Here is a 14,666-nt window from a genome sequence, read left to right as displayed (position 1 = left end):
CACGTGCCGCGGCTGGTGGCCCTGACATACGGCAAGCCTTAATACCTGCAAGCCTGCATCACGCTTTGCAGGTAACGCGGTTTTACCCGAACGCGGATGCGAGGAATCCCGCGGCAGACTGTGGGCCTGCGAGAATGACGGCCACAGCCGTCCAACGGGCGGCGCTGGCGTTGAGCGCCGCGCTGGTGCTGCTAGCGGTTATGAGGGCTGCAATCCATCCCATCTGCTGCATGTACGGGTCCACGGGCTCGGACAGATCCGGCCCCCATCCTGGGTCAGGCGGCACGAGGCTGGCGCGATACCAGAGCCACGCGGCACGCAGCCTGGTACCTGCTGCCCTGATCGCGGCGAGCCCCGGTACCGCCGCGAGGGCGCCGGCCAGCGTCATCGCTTCACCGGCTGACGCCGCTCGACCACCGGCGGCTTGCGGTGCTTGGTCAGCACGTCGTTGAACGCCTCGACCATCAGCGTCTCCAGCGGAACGTCTCGGTCCTGAGCAAGGCGGGACATCTCAAGCCAACCGGCGCGGTTGACGCGGACCTGCATCGTCTTGAGGTCGGCCGGGCCAGCGGTCGGGATCGGATCGGCCTCGGCGGTCTCGTCCGGCGAATGGCCCTCGGCCTGAATTGTAGGAAGCGGTTCGGGCGGGCGCCCCTTCGGCTCGACGATGCTCGACAGGGTTGGGCGCTTCGGTGCGGCCATCTCGGATGCCTCGTTAGCGGTATGCAGCTTTGCAGGGATGCAGGAATGACGGCTTACCGCGTCAGCGGCTTGCCGGTTTGCGGGGGAAGTTGCGGGCCAGCTCGGCGACCGCGGACCACATGGCCGCAATCTCGCCGGCCGCCCTGCCCTCGGGGTCGTACTCGTTCACGGCTTGGCCGGAGATGAGCGCGTGCGAGAGGCTGGCACGCTGCGACACCTGACCGGGCAGCACGGGTGCGCCCATGTCGGCGAGCATGGTCCGAGCCTCGGCGACGATCGAGGTCTCTGTTTCCCGTGTCGGCGGCGGCGCCGCGTTGATGATGCAGGCGATCGGCGCCTTGAGGCTGCGGGCCATGGCAAGAGTCGCGGCCACGGCGTCGAGGTCGAACGGTCCCGGTCGGACGGGGATCACCGTGACGGTCGCGCGGGACATCAAAGACGCGGTTAGCGGAGCGTTGTGCGGCGGACTATCGACGACGGCCCAGGCGATGCCATCGGCGGCCGCCGCGTCGAGGATGCCGGCGATCGTGTTGCCGTCAGCCTTGGCGAGCAGCGGGGTCTCGGCCGCGCGCCGCTTGTACCAGAACGACAGTGAACCCTGCGGATCTGCGTCGACCAGGAGCGTGCGGCCCTCGCGCTCGGCCAACGCGCCGAAGTGAGCGCACAGGGTGCTCTTGCCCGAACCGCCCTTCTGGGTCGCCACCAGGATCACATGCATCGCGGCTTCCCTGCCTCGCGGAATGCCGGAATAGCGGCACACCTTCAGCCCGCGGATGCGCTCTGCCTGTCTGCCTCGATGCCGTTTCTGCGGAGTGGCGTGAAGCCGGTTTGCAGGTATGCAGGCATCCCGGCTGGCAGGCTTGCCGCGGGCCCGCAGATCCTGCACACTCGCGGACGCAAGACAAGAGACATTATCTTGCGTTGGCATTTTTCGATCGTGGCTTGGAGGGGGAGGATTGCGGGCATGGAGATCATAGGTCCAACCCAGTCGCATCCCGGCGGGCCTTGGCATGTCAGTGTGTCCGGTCTCGAGCGGAAGTTCCCCACTCGCGAAGCCGCTCAGTTCTGGATCGACGCTTGCCGGCTGGCCGGCCGTCCCCTGCCCGGGTATGGCGAGCCGCTGCCATGAGCACAGCCCTCGTTCCGATCGCCAACCTTGTCGAGGCCCGGCCGCCAGCCCAGGCCGACGACGACACTCAGATGATCCGGCTGTGGCTCGCTCGATCGTCCAGTCGGAACACGCGCCGAAACTACGAGCGCGAGGCGCGGCGCTTCCTGGCCCATGTCGGCAAGCCGCTCGGCTCGGTGCGGATGGGCGAACTGCAGGACTTCATCGCGAGCCGCCCGGAGTCCTCGGCGACGGTAGCGCTGACGGCCGCGGCCCTGAAGTCGCTGTTCACGTTCGCCCAGGAGGTCGGGTTCCTGCGCTTCAACATCGGCGCGGCCGTGAAGGTGCCGCCGATCAAGAACACTCTGGCCGAACGGATCATGTCGGAGTCCGACGCGCTCCTGATGATCCGGCAAGAGCCGGGGCTGCGAAACCGGGTGCTGCTGACCGTACTTTACGGCGGCGGGCTACGCATCTCGGAAGCCTGTGGGCTGCGGTGGCGCGATCTCATGGCGCGCGACGAGGCCGGGCAAGCGACAGTGTTCGGCAAGGGCGGCAAGACGCGGGTCGTGCTCCTGTCCGCCTCGACGTGGAAGGTGCTAACGGCGCTCCGGCAGGAGCAAGTCGCAAACTTGGCAACTTGGTCGGCAGATGAGCCGGTGTTCCGCTCGCGGAAGGGTGGGGCGCTCGACCCGAGCGCGGTCCACCGGGCCGTGAAAGCTGCGGCGGCTCGCGCCGGTCTGCCGGTTGAAGTCTCGGCGCACTGGCTTCGGCATGCCCACGCCTCGCACAGCCTCGACCGCGGCGCGCCGATCCATCTGGTTCAGGCAACGCTCGGGCACGCCTCGGTGGCGACGACGGGACGGTACCTGCACGCTAGGCCGAGCGAGAGCTCGGCACGGTTCCTGGGTGTGTAAGTGTCAGGCTGTAACAGCAGCCCGAAACGGGCGCAGGAGACGGCCGCGAACGCGCGTCGGTGTCGGCATGGACTTCTCGGGGAACGCTTCTCTAAGGTTCAGCATCGTTTGCGGCCTTGGAATGACGAAATTCCGCAAGAACTTCCGTCACGATCGTCGGCACCGGCTGCTCGTTCTCCTCCAGCAGCAGAGAAGCTATCCAAAGCGTTTTCGCCTTTGCGACTGGGAGGTTTCCCTCCGTCAAACGCTCCATCAGTATGCGATCGGCAAGCGTCACCGCCATCGCGCTAACTTCGCCAAGTCGCTCCTGCGGCAGTGCAGCATTCATAGCTGATCCTCCACTCCGGTACTGCACACCATACCACCTGACGCTGTTGATGACAGTCTACTCTGGCCAATTGCTCACATCTGTTCGCGGAAAATCAATGACCGTTGTACCTCGATGAAAAGCGAGTGGTTTCTGAACATCTGACGTGTCAAAAAGGGATTGGCGGATTAGGTCGAGGCAGCAGACCCCGGCGGCGGCTCGATGACGATGCGGCAAAGATATGCGCCATTACTAGGTCAGACCTCACAGCCATAGCATCGCGACCGCCAGGACCGCGACCTGGAACGCGAGCATCACGCTAATGAGGGCTCTAGCATCGCGGTCGTCGAGCGCCGGATCCTCGCGCTCTTTCGCGGTCATGTTGGAGGAGCTACACTGGCGCGACCGGAATAGGTGAACAGCATGCGCCCGGAGGCATCGGTGACCGTGGCGACACGGGGACGATCGGGCTTACTACCGTCCACCTCGTAAAACGCGATCGTGATAGCGTCCGCCTCGTCCGTCGCTTGGTAAACTCGGGGCGCGCTCCGCGGCACCCCAACCTTCCCGATGCGATCGATCCTGACTCTGTAGGCCATGTCGGACGCCTCCATATCGGAGGCCTGCGCTGGCGGCTCGGGAGGAGAAAATATCGCCAGCGCAGGCGGTGCCAAAGCCGTTGGTCCTCAGCGTTGACGCACCAACGTTGCACACGTTCAAGATCTCAAATCGGAAATTTGACGACTTTCTAAAACTTAAAACAAAAAGCCGTCTTATTCTGATGATCTAACTCTGCTGTGGCAAAAGAAGCGCAAGACGCTCTTGAACGCGTGCGGCAATCAGATGCCGCGACGGAGCGAGTGTCCGGATATGCCCTTAGGGATTGATGAGCGGGCTGTGTTTATCGCCGCCTGCCTTGCCGGTCCCATCGTTGACGCCGGAGTTGTAGGGGTTGACCTCGTGGTGCTGGTCGCGCGGCGGATCGGGATAGTCCGTGAGTGCGCGCCAGGGAGTGGCAGAGGTACCGAGGTGGACAGCGCTTGGAAGGCGGAACAGCCAAAACGCAAGCACCATCCACGGGACGACGAAGAACACGAAAGCAGTCAGACCCATGGCAATCCTCCCAGAGGTGCCTACTGGATCTATGGAGAGCAGCGGGCAGGTCGTTCCTAATCTCGCTGATCTGTACCTGCGCCGTCAAATGATTGAAGCAGAAGCCGGATCGCCTGATCTTAGGCGTCTACAGCTTCCTCGGCCTTCCGCGGCCGCCCAGCTTTCTTTGGCTTGTCGGAGACGGTCTCAGCGGGCTCAGCAGCCTTCGCAGCTGCCTTCTTCCGCTGCTGGCCAAGGCCGAAGCTCTTGGCGAGTGCCGAGCGCTGCGCCGAGTAGCTGGCCGCCGTGGAGGGATAATCTCGCGGCAGGCCGAAGCGCTCTCGGTACTCCTCGAACGTCATTCCGCTCTTGCTGAGGTGCCGCTTCAGGGTCTTGTACGGCTTGCCGTCGATGAAGCTGATCAGCGCGTCCGGCGTGATCGACTTCCGGATCTGGGCGGGGGTGATCTTCTCAGTGGCAGGAGCAGCAAGTGCGCCGGCATTACCAAGCCCCGTGAGCGCAGCGTGCGTACTGGCGATCAACTCCGCCATGTCGGCAGGCCGTACCGAATTTCTGGACACATAGGCCGATACGATGTCAGCCGTGAGTTCTAAATAATCGGTGGCAGCAGCCTCGATGGTCCCTGTGTTCTCGTTCACGGCGCACCTGCTTGAGTGAAGCAAGCCATCTGCGCCAGCGAACACAACTAATCAATGCACGTTTAGGACTTTTCGCTTCTACCTGCTGATTTTTAGCTTGCCATCGCTCGCATCTCGGGTGCGCCTTCGCGCAGCACGTAGCCGCGGCCCCAGACGGTCTCGATGTAGTTCTTGCCCTGGCTTGCGTTGGCGAGCTTCTTGCGCAGCTTGCAGATGAATACGTCGATGATCTTCAGCTCGGGCTCATCCATGCCGCCGTAGAGATGGTTGAGGAACATCTCCTTGGTGAGCGTCGTGCCCTTCCGGAGGGCCAGGAGCTCTAGCATCTGGTACTCCTTACTGGTGAGATTGACCCGGGCAGTGCCGACCTCGACGGTCTTCTGGTCGAGGTTCACGATCAGATCATCGATGGTGATCACCGACTGGGCGTGGCCCTTCGATCGGCGCACGATCGCGTGGATGCGCGCGATCAGCTCGTCCTTGTGGAACGGCTTGGTCAGGTAGTCGTCGGCGCCGAACCCCAAACCTTTCACCTTGTCCTCGATGCTGGCCATGCCGGACAGGACGAGGACGGGGGTCTGAATTTTCGACACGCGGAGCGAGCGCAGCACCTCGTAGCCCGACATGTCGGGCAGGTTCAGATCGAGGAGGATGATGTCATAATCGTAGAGCTTGCCGAGGTCGACACCTTCCTCACCGAGGTCGGTGGTGTAGGTGACGAAGCTTTCCGATTTGAGCATCAACTCGATGCTCTGCGCGACGGTGGTATCGTCTTCAATCAACAGAATGCGCATGACACCACCTTGGCCTGAGGTGCCTCATACTTTCTCAACGATACTAAACCGTTAATAAGAGTCTATGCTGTTCAGTGCTTGGTGACAAACCGGGCCGCTCACTCGTCGGCGGTCATCTCTGGGCTGGTGAGGCACAGCACGCAGTTGCTGACGGTAGCCCGACCCTGCGCGACCCAACGCTGCCAATTCGCGAAACATCGGCCTTGGGTCATTCCCACGGCGCCAGAGCGCCCTTCAGCATGGCATCGTAGTCGGACGCGAGCTGATGCAGGGTCGCGGTCGCGAAGTATGCTGCGGCTTCCGGAGACACCGGACCATCCTCGGACAATGTCGCCTCATACCGGCGGGCGGCATCGGCGGTTTGCTCGGGCGTCAGCCGGACGGGCACCGTCCTGCGAGCCGCCTCAAGCCGGGCGATCCGCTCGCTCAAGCGCATGGTCATGCGTTCAGCCCCGGGCTTTCGAGCTTGAAGGTGAACCAACCGCGTCCCTTCGGCCACTGGCCCGCCGGCGGGGCCGCAGCGCGCACCTCCTCCGTGAGCAGCGTCGGTGACAGATCCCGGATTGGATCCCCGGCCGCCACCGTGTGGGCGCCGAGGTTCATCAGGAAGACCTCATCGTCTGCGCCGATGGCATGGCCACGATCCCGCAGGAAGGAGACGACGTCGCTGGCTGGCATCCCCTGAAATGCCTCAACCTGGAAGGTGAGGTGCTTGCCGGCCGTGGGGGGCATAGCCTGCGCTTCCAATCGGAGCACCCGTTCCGTCAGCGGATCCTTCATCGCCCGACTCCCTTGGCTTCCTTGGTTTCCTCTAGGGCCGCGACACGGGCCGCGAGGTCCACGATCTTCACCGCCTCAATGTGTGCGGTGACCAGCTTGGACAGCTCGCTTGCCTCAGCCGGGGTGATCTCGCCGTCCGCTACGCCCTGCAGCAAGGCTCGGGTTGCCCGGGTGAGGTCCGCCGTCGTCTCAATCTCCGGCAGGTCGAACGTGACGGCCCTGTCCTTCCGGGGTGGGCATAGCCGATCGAGGCACAGCCGCATCGCCGGGCCATCGCCATCTAAGGCCATCTCGACAGCCTTGCGGGTCAGGGTCTCGGCCTCGCCGTCCAAAATCGCTTCGACGGCTTGGGTGGTGCGGTTGCGCGAACCCTTAGGCCGCCCGCCCGGGTTGCCGCTCTGCCCTGATCCGAACTGTGTTTCTTCACGGGGCATCGGTCGTCATCTCCCGGGCCGCCGTGGCCTGTAAAAACAGGCCAAATACAGGTTGCGCGCTCATCACTCGCACCTCGCCGTGATGTCCCTCAACGGCAGGTCGACCGGCCGCCCATCCTTGGCGCCGATGACAACCCGGATGATGTTGTGGTCCTCGTCTCGCAGGTCATGACCGCACTCCCGGAGGAACGCGGTGGCCGCACCTTCCGGTAGATCTTTCGGGCCTTCGATAGCCCAGAGCACTACCTTCCTGCGCTCAGGGGCGCGGATGGTGCTCTCCAGCTTCCGGACGCGGGCGTTCAAGTCTCTCATGGCGCTACCTATTCCGCGTCCTCATAGCATGAAATCCGCGATACCGTATTTAAGCTTTCGCGGCATCGCGGTTCGAAGTCTTTCCTCACTTCACCCGGTAGTCGATGCCGGCAAGCTCAATGCCTTGGTCCACGAGCTGCTTATCCGACCCCTTCCGCTGGATCGTGGACGGCTTCAGCGGCGGCCCAGAATATTCGGTAATGGCCTGCTGTAGGTCGCCCTTGATGACCTCACCCATGAGCGCGAGCGCCTTATCCGTGTCGTAGCTGTTGGCCGTGAGCAACACCGCGAACTTGGCCTGCCACTCCGTCGCCTTGACCGCGATGGCGTTGCGGATGGCGGGGCGCGGCGGTTGGCCGTGAGCCGCGTTGCCGAATTCGTTGATGAGGGCCACGAGGGCGACGGGCGTCCCATCGGGGTAGGTCGCCCCGTCGAGCCAGCCAACCTCCACGGTTGAGGCGCGGCGTAGGTCGGATGCCATCTCCTTCAACCGCGCTTCGAGCTTGTCGCCACCTGTGACCGTCACCGCCATGGTCTCGCTCCCTACTGCATCCACCGGAGGCATCCGGTCGTCTCGCACCGACCGTGAAGGTGGCCGTTGCCGCTGTCCCGCGCCCAGGCCAGCCGGCCCTTGCACGTCGGGCACTCGACGGCGCCGCTCTCGGCCGGGGCCGTGGCGATCGTCGCCATGATGCGGTGCAGGGGATCGGTCTCGGCCGGCGGGGCGATGAACGCCGCGTGCAGCCCGGCCGCGAGACCGTGGAGCGCCGCGACGGCGGCCTGCTGGCGGACCTCTCGGGCGTCGGCTCGAACCTCCAGCGTCACGGCCGCGGTGAGCGCCATCTGGCGGGCGGTCTCGATGCCGGCGGTGAAGGCGGCTTGCTCGCGCGGGGTCATGGCCGAGCCCTCCCACTAGGTCCGGGAAGCAGATCGGCCCATGCAGCCCGCAGGATCGCGGTGCGGGCGTCCGCGCGGTCGGGATCTACCGCCGCGGCTGCATCCATCAGCCTATCGAGGGCGGCGAGACCGCCGGCCGCGTCCGCCTCAAGGCCGGCTCGGAACAGGGCAGACCGGAAGGCGATGGCGGCCGGGGCTGCTGGCCCGTGGCGCTCGATGCCCTGGATCAGGGTGAGGATGCTGGCCGGCGTCGGCGGATCGGGGAGGGCGGCAATCACGGCGTCGGCCCTCCGATCCCATGCCACGCCATTTCCAGGACCATCGCGCGCCAACCCGTATGCGTCGGATCCATCTCGGCGATCTCCACCTCAAGAGCGACGAAGTCCTCGTCCGGGTTGGCGGCATGCAGCGCATGCCCGATCCGGCGCAGCTCGGCACGGCATGCGGCGCCGATCGGGTCCGCGGCGAGGCCGGCCACGTCGAGGTCGTCGGTCGACGGGGGTGCCAGGGTGTCGGTCCAGGGACGGCGAGGCGCCCAATCTGAGTTGGCGACGGCGCTCCGCTCCCGCTCACCGGTTACGACGATGCGCAGCAGGGCGTCGGCGGCAGCTTCAAGGCTATCGCCGCTCACACCCTGCACACTCTGCTCGCTCACGGGCGTGCGCGTGCACGAGGGGGGCGCGTTCTTCGCCCGTGGGCGCCGGGCTGTGATGAACCGCCTCGGCATGGGGACCGGTAAGGCGGCTCAGGGCGAGGGCTCGGCCGCCGTGATGGACGAGCTGAAGAAAGCGGGCTTGCCTCCTGAAGGCGTCGCGGCCGTGATGGGATCGGCGCAGCAGGAAAGCACGTTCAACCCGCGAGCCTCGAACGCAGGGCATACCGGGCTGCTCCAGTGGGATGGCACCCGCTGGCCCAAGATCGCGGCTTGGATCAAGGCTCAGGGAGGTGACCCCTACGATGCCCGCTGGCAGGCGAAGGCCGCGATTGCTGAAGGTCGGGCCAAGCCGGGAGACCAGCTCTACGATAGCCCTCAGACCGCCCGTGGCTGGCAGGCCATCGAGGGATCGGCTGGCGACCTTGGGAAAGCCATGGCTGGCATGGGGCAGATCGTCCGCGACGACCTTATACGTGAGACCTGCGCGCGGTCATACGCTGGCTTTCCTCACGGCGGCGACGGTAGAGGGCGAGACATCGACCCGCCGGGCGATCTCGCGATCGGTCAGGCCCTCGCCAAGGAGGGCGCGGACGGCGGCGCGAGCCTCCTCGCGGGTGCGGGGTTGCTGTCCAGATTGGACGGGTTCGGCGTCGCTCGCCGGATCCTGGTCGGTACCGGACTCCGGTAGGTCCGCCAGCTCGACGTCTGCCTCGTCTGTCGAGGCCGGCTCGGGCGGGGCGGTCGATGACGCTGGCGCAGCTGGGGGCGGTGGCGACGGCGCGGATGCCGACAGACGCCCGGTGAGCCCGTCGAGGAAGGCTGCTGCGAGAGCTGCGGGCGGCCGCATGGGCGAATGGTCTACCACCTCGGCGACGGGCACTGGTGGGACGCCGAGTCCAGCCGCTGGCGCGATGGCTGGGGAAGGCGGATTCGGATAGCTGCGGAGGCCGACATCCTCGGCCGCGCTCGCCGGACTTGGGTCGTTCTAGCTGCCGCGCATAGGGATCACGATACCTCGAACAATGCGGACGCCAACCTCGCGGCCTTTTGCCAGCGCTGCCACATGATCCACGACTGGCCGGAGCATCAGAGGCGACGCTGGCGCACACTGTTCCGGCGGAAAGTGCTCGGCGACCTGTTCGGCGGACCTTATGCCTGAACCGATCAACGCGCGGTCTGAGGAACCGCCATCGCCGAGGCATTAGCCGGTGCTCCGTCCGAGCCATCCACGATGCCGATCAGGTCGGCTTCCGTCAACGAGACACCATCCGGATCGGTGATCGTGATGTCCTGTCGCCCGGCTGCCTTGAAGTCACGGAGCTTGCGTAGCGCCCACTCCGCTGTCGGGCACTTGTAGGTAATGATGCCATTCTTGGCAGCGCCCCGGACGACGTAGAGGCGGCGCTGGTCCATCACACGTCGATCCCGGCAGCCCCCAAGACGGCCCGCTGCTTCAAGATGCCGATCCGGTGTGTGCGGATCACACGCTCAAGGTCAAGCACGGCAGGGTCATCCTTCTCACGCAGAGCGGCGGTCGCTCTCGCAAGCGCGGCAATAACCTGTTCGTCGAGCAGGATGTTGAGGGCGAGCCTGCGCTGAAGACAGTCGCAATGATGATCCATGTTTCGGCTCGGCTCTGACATGCAGCCTCAACCGGGCATATCGGCTGCGGGTTCAAACCAGCGATGCAGCGGCGCAATTTCGACCATTGTTCAGCTGTTTGAGCACGGGTTTGGCGCGTGCAAGCTCCAAATCGCTCGGCCATCTGGGGCGGAGGTAGACAGCGTTCGCGCCGAGGGCTTGGAAATCCAAATCGAGATCGCGTGCGATGGCGACCGCCGCATCGTCATCGGCTGCAGTTATCGTGCGCTCGGCGAGTGTCGGACCAACGACGCCGTCCTGTTGACGACAGACAGCACGGAAGATGATGCGCGCATGCCCTACCCTGCGTTTGCTGAGAGCATCACGGCGTCAGTACCGATCTCGGCACCGTTGTAGCCGAGTATCCGCGCAAGCTGGTCCCGGGCCCTCCAGATACGGCTCTTCACGGTCCCGACTTGGCAACCCATGACCGCGGCCGCTTCGTCGTAGCTCATGTTTTCCACTGCGATGAGGATCAGGGCTTCCCGCATCACTGGATTGAGACGGTCGAGAGCTGCGCTGACATCCTGTAGGTCGAGGCGGCTGGATTGCTCAGGCAAGGTGACCATGCGGGCCGCGTAGCTCCCATCGTCGTCCTGAACCTCACGATGCTTGCGCTGTCCGGTGTAGTAGAAGTTGCGGAGGATCGTGAAGGTCCACGCCTCAAGGTTCGTTCCTGGAAGGAAGCGGTGCCTGTTTTTCCAGGCCCGGAGGAGGGTTTCCTGGACGAGATCCTCGGCTGCAGATCTGTCCCGGCAGAGCGATAAGGCGAAACGCCTGAGCGATGCCGCTGTGGCGAGGAGTAGTTGCTGGAACTCAGTGTCGTTGCGAGTATGGGCAGCACCGACATCTGCATCGAGCTTGGCCAGGAGATCCGCGAAGCGCTCGACAGCGCTCGCTTCGGCGTCGGTCTGATCCTCAAGCCCATAGACTGCCGCTATCAAACTGCCGAGGTGCCGTCGGATTGGCTCCGAGAGGATGACGTCAAGCGCACGGGATGCGGCCTCGTCTGCGCCCTCGGCTTCGGTCGGTTCTATGGTCGTTCGAGAAGCCAAGTTGGAGCGCCCTGTTCAGATCGTTCGATAGAACGGCCAGGTACATGTCTTCACGGCATAGCTCGGCCAGTGCGACCAACCGCGCGGATTCTCGCACGGTCTGATCGATCGGCGTCGCCCGCCGCCCGTCGGCAGCCCTTCTTTGGTTCCGTTTTCCCCGATTCTGACAGGACTAGAACTTCAGTAGGCGTGCGCTGCGGGGATTTGCACCCTCCCCCCTGAGGGATGGATCCCTTCCGGGCCAAGCGCAGCCAGGCGGTCCACTCAGCCGAGACGATCCGGACGATGTTCGGCAGGTTGCGAAAGCCAGTGACAGGGCGCTCCTCGACCGTGACCAGCCCGAGCTTACGCGCCTCCCGAATGGCGTTGCGCACCGTGGTCTCGGACACGCCGACGATCGCCGCGATGTGCCCGACCGCCAGCCGGCAGTCGCCCCGGCGCGCGGTCTCGGCAGCGACCAGGGCGAGCACGCCTTGCTCGGCGTGGGTGAACTTGGCGGCGAGACCGAGCGGCATGCGACCAGAGGCTGCCCAGCGGCGGCGGCGCTCCATCGAGGCGCCCGTGCGTGGCCGGGAGCCGACGCCGGGCCTCCTGGGGCTTCCCACGCATTTTTGCGCGGGCAGGTCGATCGAATGCTTGGCTGTTCCCCCTGAGTTCGGGCTCTGTCCGGATCGCGGTCCATTTTTGGACAGCGTTCGCGTTTCGATCAGCCCAGACAGAGCTTCGGCCTCGGCCTCCGTGACCTTCCCCTCCCCATAGGCGCGCCACAGCAGCGCCGTGATGGCTGGCAGCGCCGCGCACGGAGCCGCCTCCGCCTGTCGGCGGATCTCATCGGCATAGTTCATCGAACCCGGTCCCTCACGGGCCGCGGCTAGGGTCCAGGCAAAGCCTTCCCGTTGACGGAAGCGGGTTCCGTCTTGACTCCCGAGGGGAGATCATGGCTTGTGGGGGGTATTCGACACCGGCCCCACCAGGCCCCAGGTTTTTCAGCAGCCTCTTCCTTGCCGGGAAGAGGCTGTTGGCTTTTCAGGGTCTATCTCGCGGCGATGGTCTCCTGAATGGCAGCCGCGACTCGCTAGGACGGGTGCGACCGTGACCGCCCATGTCGGCTGGGCGACACGGTTAAGTCAACTTTGGCATCCCAGCGGTCGACATCGATCGATGCCGCCGTATGCTGCTGAACCAGCGGTCTGCCACACAGCCGGATCGCGCCACCACAGCAAGCGAGCCGTCTTATGCGCCTTTCGACCGTTCTTGCCGGCCTGTGCCTCGGAGCGACGCTGCCTTGCGCTGTGTTCGCTCAATCGGCCCAGAAGCCTGCCCCTACGACCGCCCCTGATCCAGCTCTGGTGAAGGTTGCGCGGGAGACGGTCGCGCAGATGCAAGGCGATCGCACCGCGACGCTCAGCGCCATGGCTGCACCGATGGTGGGCATGATGCAGCAGCTCGGCATCAAGGAGCCGGACAAGGCGCAGGTGCTGGTGCAGGAGGTCGTGATGCCGACCCTGACCGCGCACTACGACGAGCTGCTTGACATGCAGGCTCGCGGCTTTGCCATCGTACTCGGCAAGGACGACCTGCAGGCGATCGCCACGTTCTACGCTACGCCTGCCGGCAAGCACCTGGCAGCCGCACAGCCGCAGCTCGCGCAGGTACAGCTGACGGGCATGCAGCAGTGGATGCAGTCGGTGATGCCCGAGCTGCAGACCAAGATCGTCAAGGCCGTCCAGGCTCACGGGTGGGTGCCGGGTGGGCAGGCAAAGCCGCACTGAGCGGCCGACATTGCCGACCTCGTCAGGTGACCGGCGCAGCCACCTCGCTCGCGCGGTTGCCGCAGGCGTAACAGAACCGCTCGAAGGTGCTCTTGCGGTGATCGCAGGTTGGGCACCGCTCGAATACGCCGATCCCGCAATGCGGACAGAAGTTGGCGTCCGGGTTCGTGAGATCGATCGGCCGTTCGCAGCCCGGGCAGACCTTCTTGGCGAGGCGCAGTAGGGCTTGATCGGTCGCGATCTCGGTTCGCCGCTCCTCGTCGGGCCGTGCCTCGGCGGCGCGCTGCCGCTCCTGATAGCCCTGCAGAGCGTTGATTGCCGCCCGGCCCGCCACGAGTGTGACCACCACCCCGACGCCGTACTGAACGTAGCCGCCGTAACTCGGCAGGTACGGTACCAGCTCGACGAAGAACGCAAAGGCTGCCGCCAGCGCGAAGCCCCACACGAACGGCCAGTTGCGCGTGTGCCGCCTCTTCAGCGTCAGCCAACCCGCGAGCGCCAGCAGCGGCAGGGTAAGGGCCAGGCGGTAGGCGAAGACACGTAGCTCCTGCCCGCTCTCAGCCGCGTCGAGCTTCTGCTGGGCGGCAGCGCGCTGCTCGCTATCGGTAGTCTCCAGCTCGGTCTCCCGCTGCGCGAGGCCGAGATCCGCCTTGGCTAGACCTTCCTGCTGCTCCTCGACCGTTCGTTCGGCAGCCTTGAGCGCATCGAGTTGCTGCGTGCGAGCGACGAGACCGGGATCCTGATCGACGCGCTGCGTAGCATTGCGGGTCTTCAACCAGTTGGCGAAGGTCTCATGCGAGGCTTCAGAGGCGGAGCGCGCTGCGTCCAGGGCGAGTTGTGTCCGCTCCGCTTGTTGCTGATTGACGGCGCGCTCGCGACGAACCTGCTTCAGTGCAGCAGCGGTCGCGTCCGTCTGCCCGCGGTCGAGGAACTGGTCGAGAGTGTAGCGATGCTCAACCTGTGGCAGGTCGCCAACGACAAGCGATCCGAGTCCGATCAGGAAGCCAGCGAAGGCGAGGGCGACGAGCCAAAGGACGAGGGTGAACGACCGCTCGGGCAGCCTGGTAGTTGATCTCAACGAGCGACCCTCAACTGAACCGTGCGCAGATACCGAGGCATGCCCGAAAGGCTGCACAGCAGTCCAGATTGGATTGCGGAAGCCACTCCTCTACAGCATCGATGCCGCATGATCCGATCCGAGCTCGTCGCCCGCATCGCCGCGCAGAACCCGCACCTCTACGCCAAGGACGTCGAGGCGGTGGTCGGCGCCATCCTCGACCGCATCACCCGTGCCCTGGCAGACGGCGACCGCGTGGAAATACGCGATTTCGGCACGTTCGCTACGCGGGAGATGCGCCCCCGCATGGGTCGCAACCCGCGCACGGGCCAGAGCGTCGTCGTCGTGGCCAAGCGGAACGTCCAGTTCAAGCCGGGTAAGGCCATGCGGGCGCGGCTGAACCTCAGGCCGGCAGACCAGGAGCGCGAGGCGGGGCGCCTGCTACGGGCCTCCTGACCGCCCGATCGGGCCTTAACCCCAGAAA

Annotated in this window: 23 protein-coding genes and 2 pseudogenes; 5 read left to right on the top strand and 20 right to left on the bottom strand. The window is 65.2% G+C overall.

Annotation, left to right across the window (positions count from 1 at the left end):
• Positions 1–384 precede the first annotated feature (384 nt).
• On the bottom strand, positions 385–702 hold the full coding sequence (locus AC3IF3_RS31020) for a hypothetical protein (RefSeq protein WP_489220696.1): 318 nt from the start codon (positions 700–702) through the stop codon (positions 385–387).
• A 61-nt stretch (positions 703–763) separates the two neighbouring features.
• Positions 764–1,630, bottom strand: a complete 867-nt coding sequence (locus AC3IF3_RS31015; protein ID WP_489231873.1) for a nucleotide-binding protein — start codon at positions 1,628–1,630, stop codon at positions 764–766.
• Positions 1,631–1,827: 197 nt separating this feature from the next.
• Between AC3IF3_RS31015 and AC3IF3_RS31010 the strand changes: the two genes are divergently transcribed.
• A complete protein-coding gene (locus tag AC3IF3_RS31010; RefSeq protein WP_489231871.1) occupies positions 1,828–2,727 on the top strand; it encodes a tyrosine-type recombinase/integrase in 900 nt (299 codons plus the stop codon).
• Positions 2,728–2,818: 91 nt separating this feature from the next.
• Here AC3IF3_RS31010 and AC3IF3_RS31005 read toward each other — a convergent pair whose 3' ends face one another.
• From AC3IF3_RS31005 to AC3IF3_RS30950, 12 genes are all read right to left on the bottom strand, one after another.
• Positions 2,819–3,055, bottom strand: coding sequence for a hypothetical protein (locus AC3IF3_RS31005; protein WP_489220693.1), 237 nt, complete (start codon positions 3,053–3,055; stop codon positions 2,819–2,821).
• Between the two features lie 855 nt (positions 3,056–3,910).
• On the bottom strand, positions 3,911–4,147 hold the full coding sequence (locus AC3IF3_RS31000) for a hypothetical protein (protein ID WP_489231735.1): 237 nt from the start codon (positions 4,145–4,147) through the stop codon (positions 3,911–3,913).
• Between the two features lie 119 nt (positions 4,148–4,266).
• A complete protein-coding gene (locus AC3IF3_RS30995) occupies positions 4,267–4,785 on the bottom strand; it encodes a Ros/MucR family transcriptional regulator (RefSeq protein WP_489231869.1) in 519 nt (172 codons plus the stop codon).
• Positions 4,786–4,877: 92 nt separating this feature from the next.
• Complete coding sequence (gene ctrA / locus AC3IF3_RS30990; RefSeq protein ID WP_489231867.1) at positions 4,878–5,579, bottom strand: response regulator transcription factor CtrA; 702 nt, start codon at positions 5,577–5,579, stop codon at positions 4,878–4,880.
• Positions 5,580–5,787: 208 nt separating this feature from the next.
• A complete protein-coding gene (locus AC3IF3_RS30985) occupies positions 5,788–6,009 on the bottom strand; it encodes a hypothetical protein (RefSeq protein ID WP_489231865.1) in 222 nt (73 codons plus the stop codon).
• A gap of 8 nt (positions 6,010–6,017) precedes the next feature.
• Positions 6,018–6,359 (bottom strand): hypothetical protein, encoded by a 342-nt coding sequence (locus AC3IF3_RS30980; protein ID WP_489231864.1) that lies wholly within the window; start codon positions 6,357–6,359, stop codon positions 6,018–6,020.
• Entirely contained in the window at positions 6,356–6,793 is a 438-nt protein-coding gene (locus AC3IF3_RS30975) for a DUF5681 domain-containing protein (protein WP_489231862.1), read from the bottom strand. Before AC3IF3_RS30975 ends, AC3IF3_RS30980 begins: the two co-directional genes overlap by 4 nt.
• Before the next feature lie 63 nt (positions 6,794–6,856).
• Entirely contained in the window at positions 6,857–7,105 is a 249-nt protein-coding gene (locus tag AC3IF3_RS30970) for a hypothetical protein (protein WP_489231861.1), read from the bottom strand.
• A gap of 85 nt (positions 7,106–7,190) precedes the next feature.
• Positions 7,191–7,637 (bottom strand): hypothetical protein, encoded by a 447-nt coding sequence (locus AC3IF3_RS30965; protein ID WP_489231860.1) that lies wholly within the window; start codon positions 7,635–7,637, stop codon positions 7,191–7,193.
• Between the two features lie 11 nt (positions 7,638–7,648).
• Positions 7,649–8,002 carry a hypothetical protein gene (locus AC3IF3_RS30960; protein ID WP_489231859.1) on the bottom strand — a complete coding sequence of 118 codons (354 nt, stop codon included), beginning with the start codon at positions 8,000–8,002 and terminating at the stop codon, positions 7,649–7,651.
• Positions 7,999–8,280, bottom strand: coding sequence for a hypothetical protein (locus AC3IF3_RS30955; protein WP_489231857.1), 282 nt, complete (start codon positions 8,278–8,280; stop codon positions 7,999–8,001). The genes AC3IF3_RS30960 and AC3IF3_RS30955 overlap by 4 nt, the downstream gene beginning before the upstream one ends.
• Entirely contained in the window at positions 8,277–8,657 is a 381-nt protein-coding gene (locus AC3IF3_RS30950; protein WP_489231875.1) for a hypothetical protein, read from the bottom strand. The genes AC3IF3_RS30955 and AC3IF3_RS30950 overlap by 4 nt, the downstream gene beginning before the upstream one ends.
• Between AC3IF3_RS30950 and AC3IF3_RS30945 the strand changes: the two are divergent.
• A pseudogene (locus AC3IF3_RS30945) lies at positions 8,587–8,991 on the top strand (phage tail tip lysozyme); the annotation flags it as partial. The gene AC3IF3_RS30950 and the pseudogene AC3IF3_RS30945 sit on opposite strands and share 71 nt — an antisense overlap.
• 156 nt (positions 8,992–9,147) lie before the next feature.
• On the opposite strand, the gene AC3IF3_RS30940 reads toward AC3IF3_RS30945, so the two are convergent.
• Entirely contained in the window at positions 9,148–9,504 is a 357-nt protein-coding gene (locus tag AC3IF3_RS30940; protein ID WP_489231856.1) for a helix-turn-helix domain-containing protein, read from the bottom strand.
• Here AC3IF3_RS30940 and AC3IF3_RS30935 point away from each other — a divergent pair.
• Positions 9,475–9,816 (top strand): annotated as a pseudogene (locus AC3IF3_RS30935) (hypothetical protein); the annotation flags it as partial. The gene AC3IF3_RS30940 and the pseudogene AC3IF3_RS30935 sit on opposite strands and share 30 nt — an antisense overlap.
• Positions 9,817–9,821: 5 nt before the next feature.
• On the opposite strand, the gene AC3IF3_RS30930 reads toward AC3IF3_RS30935, so the two are convergent.
• From AC3IF3_RS30930 to AC3IF3_RS30915, 4 genes are all read right to left on the bottom strand, one after another.
• Positions 9,822–10,070: a hypothetical protein gene (locus tag AC3IF3_RS30930; protein WP_243971336.1), complete on the bottom strand. Its 249-nt coding sequence runs from the start codon at positions 10,068–10,070 to the stop codon at positions 9,822–9,824.
• Entirely contained in the window at positions 10,070–10,279 is a 210-nt protein-coding gene (locus tag AC3IF3_RS30925) for a hypothetical protein (RefSeq protein ID WP_489231427.1), read from the bottom strand. Before AC3IF3_RS30925 ends, AC3IF3_RS30930 begins: the two co-directional genes overlap by 1 nt.
• 318 nt (positions 10,280–10,597) lie before the next feature.
• Positions 10,598–11,353, bottom strand: a complete 756-nt coding sequence (locus AC3IF3_RS30920; RefSeq protein WP_489231428.1) for a sigma-70 family RNA polymerase sigma factor — start codon at positions 11,351–11,353, stop codon at positions 10,598–10,600.
• A 50-nt stretch (positions 11,354–11,403) separates the two neighbouring features.
• Complete coding sequence (locus tag AC3IF3_RS30915) at positions 11,404–12,198, bottom strand: helix-turn-helix domain-containing protein (protein WP_489231855.1); 795 nt, start codon at positions 12,196–12,198, stop codon at positions 11,404–11,406.
• A gap of 390 nt (positions 12,199–12,588) precedes the next feature.
• On the opposite strand from AC3IF3_RS30915, the gene AC3IF3_RS30910 reads away from it, so the two are divergent.
• A complete protein-coding gene (locus AC3IF3_RS30910; RefSeq protein WP_489231853.1) occupies positions 12,589–13,125 on the top strand; it encodes a DUF2059 domain-containing protein in 537 nt (178 codons plus the stop codon).
• A gap of 22 nt (positions 13,126–13,147) precedes the next feature.
• Here AC3IF3_RS30910 and AC3IF3_RS30905 read toward each other — a convergent pair whose 3' ends face one another.
• A complete protein-coding gene (locus tag AC3IF3_RS30905; protein WP_489231851.1) occupies positions 13,148–14,203 on the bottom strand; it encodes a double zinc ribbon domain-containing protein in 1,056 nt (351 codons plus the stop codon).
• Between the two features lie 108 nt (positions 14,204–14,311).
• Here AC3IF3_RS30905 and AC3IF3_RS30900 point away from each other — a divergent pair, with 108 nt between their 5' ends.
• Entirely contained in the window at positions 14,312–14,638 is a 327-nt protein-coding gene (locus tag AC3IF3_RS30900; RefSeq protein WP_489231850.1) for an HU family DNA-binding protein, read from the top strand.
• The last annotated feature ends 28 nt before the right edge of the window (positions 14,639–14,666 follow it).

The organism is Methylobacterium sp. J-118, from assembly GCF_057836565.1.
The sequence above is the reverse complement of the archived record's forward strand: the minus strand, read 5'-3'. Positions and strand labels throughout refer to the sequence as shown.

What these genes read in the sequence shown, in the direction of transcription:
- AC3IF3_RS31020 (WP_489220696.1), bottom strand. Translation starts at nt 702, where the DNA reads ATGGCCGCACCGAAGCGCCCAACCCTGTCGAGCATCGTCGAGCCGAAG.
- AC3IF3_RS31015 (WP_489231873.1), bottom strand. Translation starts at nt 1,630, where the DNA reads ATGCCAACGCAAGATAATGTCTCTTGTCTTGCGTCCGCGAGTGTGCAG.
- AC3IF3_RS31010 (WP_489231871.1), top strand. Translation starts at nt 1,828, where the DNA reads ATGAGCACAGCCCTCGTTCCGATCGCCAACCTTGTCGAGGCCCGGCCG.
- AC3IF3_RS31005 (WP_489220693.1), bottom strand. Translation starts at nt 3,055, where the DNA reads ATGAATGCTGCACTGCCGCAGGAGCGACTTGGCGAAGTTAGCGCGATG.
- AC3IF3_RS31000 (WP_489231735.1), bottom strand. Translation starts at nt 4,147, where the DNA reads ATGGGTCTGACTGCTTTCGTGTTCTTCGTCGTCCCGTGGATGGTGCTT.
- ctrA (WP_489231867.1), bottom strand. Translation starts at nt 5,579, where the DNA reads ATGCGCATTCTGTTGATTGAAGACGATACCACCGTCGCGCAGAGCATC.
- AC3IF3_RS30980 (WP_489231864.1), bottom strand. Translation starts at nt 6,359, where the DNA reads ATGAAGGATCCGCTGACGGAACGGGTGCTCCGATTGGAAGCGCAGGCT.
- AC3IF3_RS30975 (WP_489231862.1), bottom strand. Translation starts at nt 6,793, where the DNA reads ATGCCCCGTGAAGAAACACAGTTCGGATCAGGGCAGAGCGGCAACCCG.
- AC3IF3_RS30970 (WP_489231861.1), bottom strand. Translation starts at nt 7,105, where the DNA reads ATGAGAGACTTGAACGCCCGCGTCCGGAAGCTGGAGAGCACCATCCGC.
- AC3IF3_RS30965 (WP_489231860.1), bottom strand. Translation starts at nt 7,637, where the DNA reads ATGGCGGTGACGGTCACAGGTGGCGACAAGCTCGAAGCGCGGTTGAAG.
- AC3IF3_RS30960 (WP_489231859.1), bottom strand. Translation starts at nt 8,002, where the DNA reads ATGACCCCGCGCGAGCAAGCCGCCTTCACCGCCGGCATCGAGACCGCC.
- AC3IF3_RS30940 (WP_489231856.1), bottom strand. Translation starts at nt 9,504, where the DNA reads ATGCGGCCGCCCGCAGCTCTCGCAGCAGCCTTCCTCGACGGGCTCACC.
- AC3IF3_RS30930 (WP_243971336.1), bottom strand. Translation starts at nt 10,070, where the DNA reads ATGGACCAGCGCCGCCTCTACGTCGTCCGGGGCGCTGCCAAGAATGGC.
- AC3IF3_RS30925 (WP_489231427.1), bottom strand. Translation starts at nt 10,279, where the DNA reads ATGGATCATCATTGCGACTGTCTTCAGCGCAGGCTCGCCCTCAACATC.
- AC3IF3_RS30915 (WP_489231855.1), bottom strand. Translation starts at nt 12,198, where the DNA reads ATGAACTATGCCGATGAGATCCGCCGACAGGCGGAGGCGGCTCCGTGC.
- AC3IF3_RS30910 (WP_489231853.1), top strand. Translation starts at nt 12,589, where the DNA reads ATGCGCCTTTCGACCGTTCTTGCCGGCCTGTGCCTCGGAGCGACGCTG.
- AC3IF3_RS30900 (WP_489231850.1), top strand. Translation starts at nt 14,312, where the DNA reads ATGATCCGATCCGAGCTCGTCGCCCGCATCGCCGCGCAGAACCCGCAC.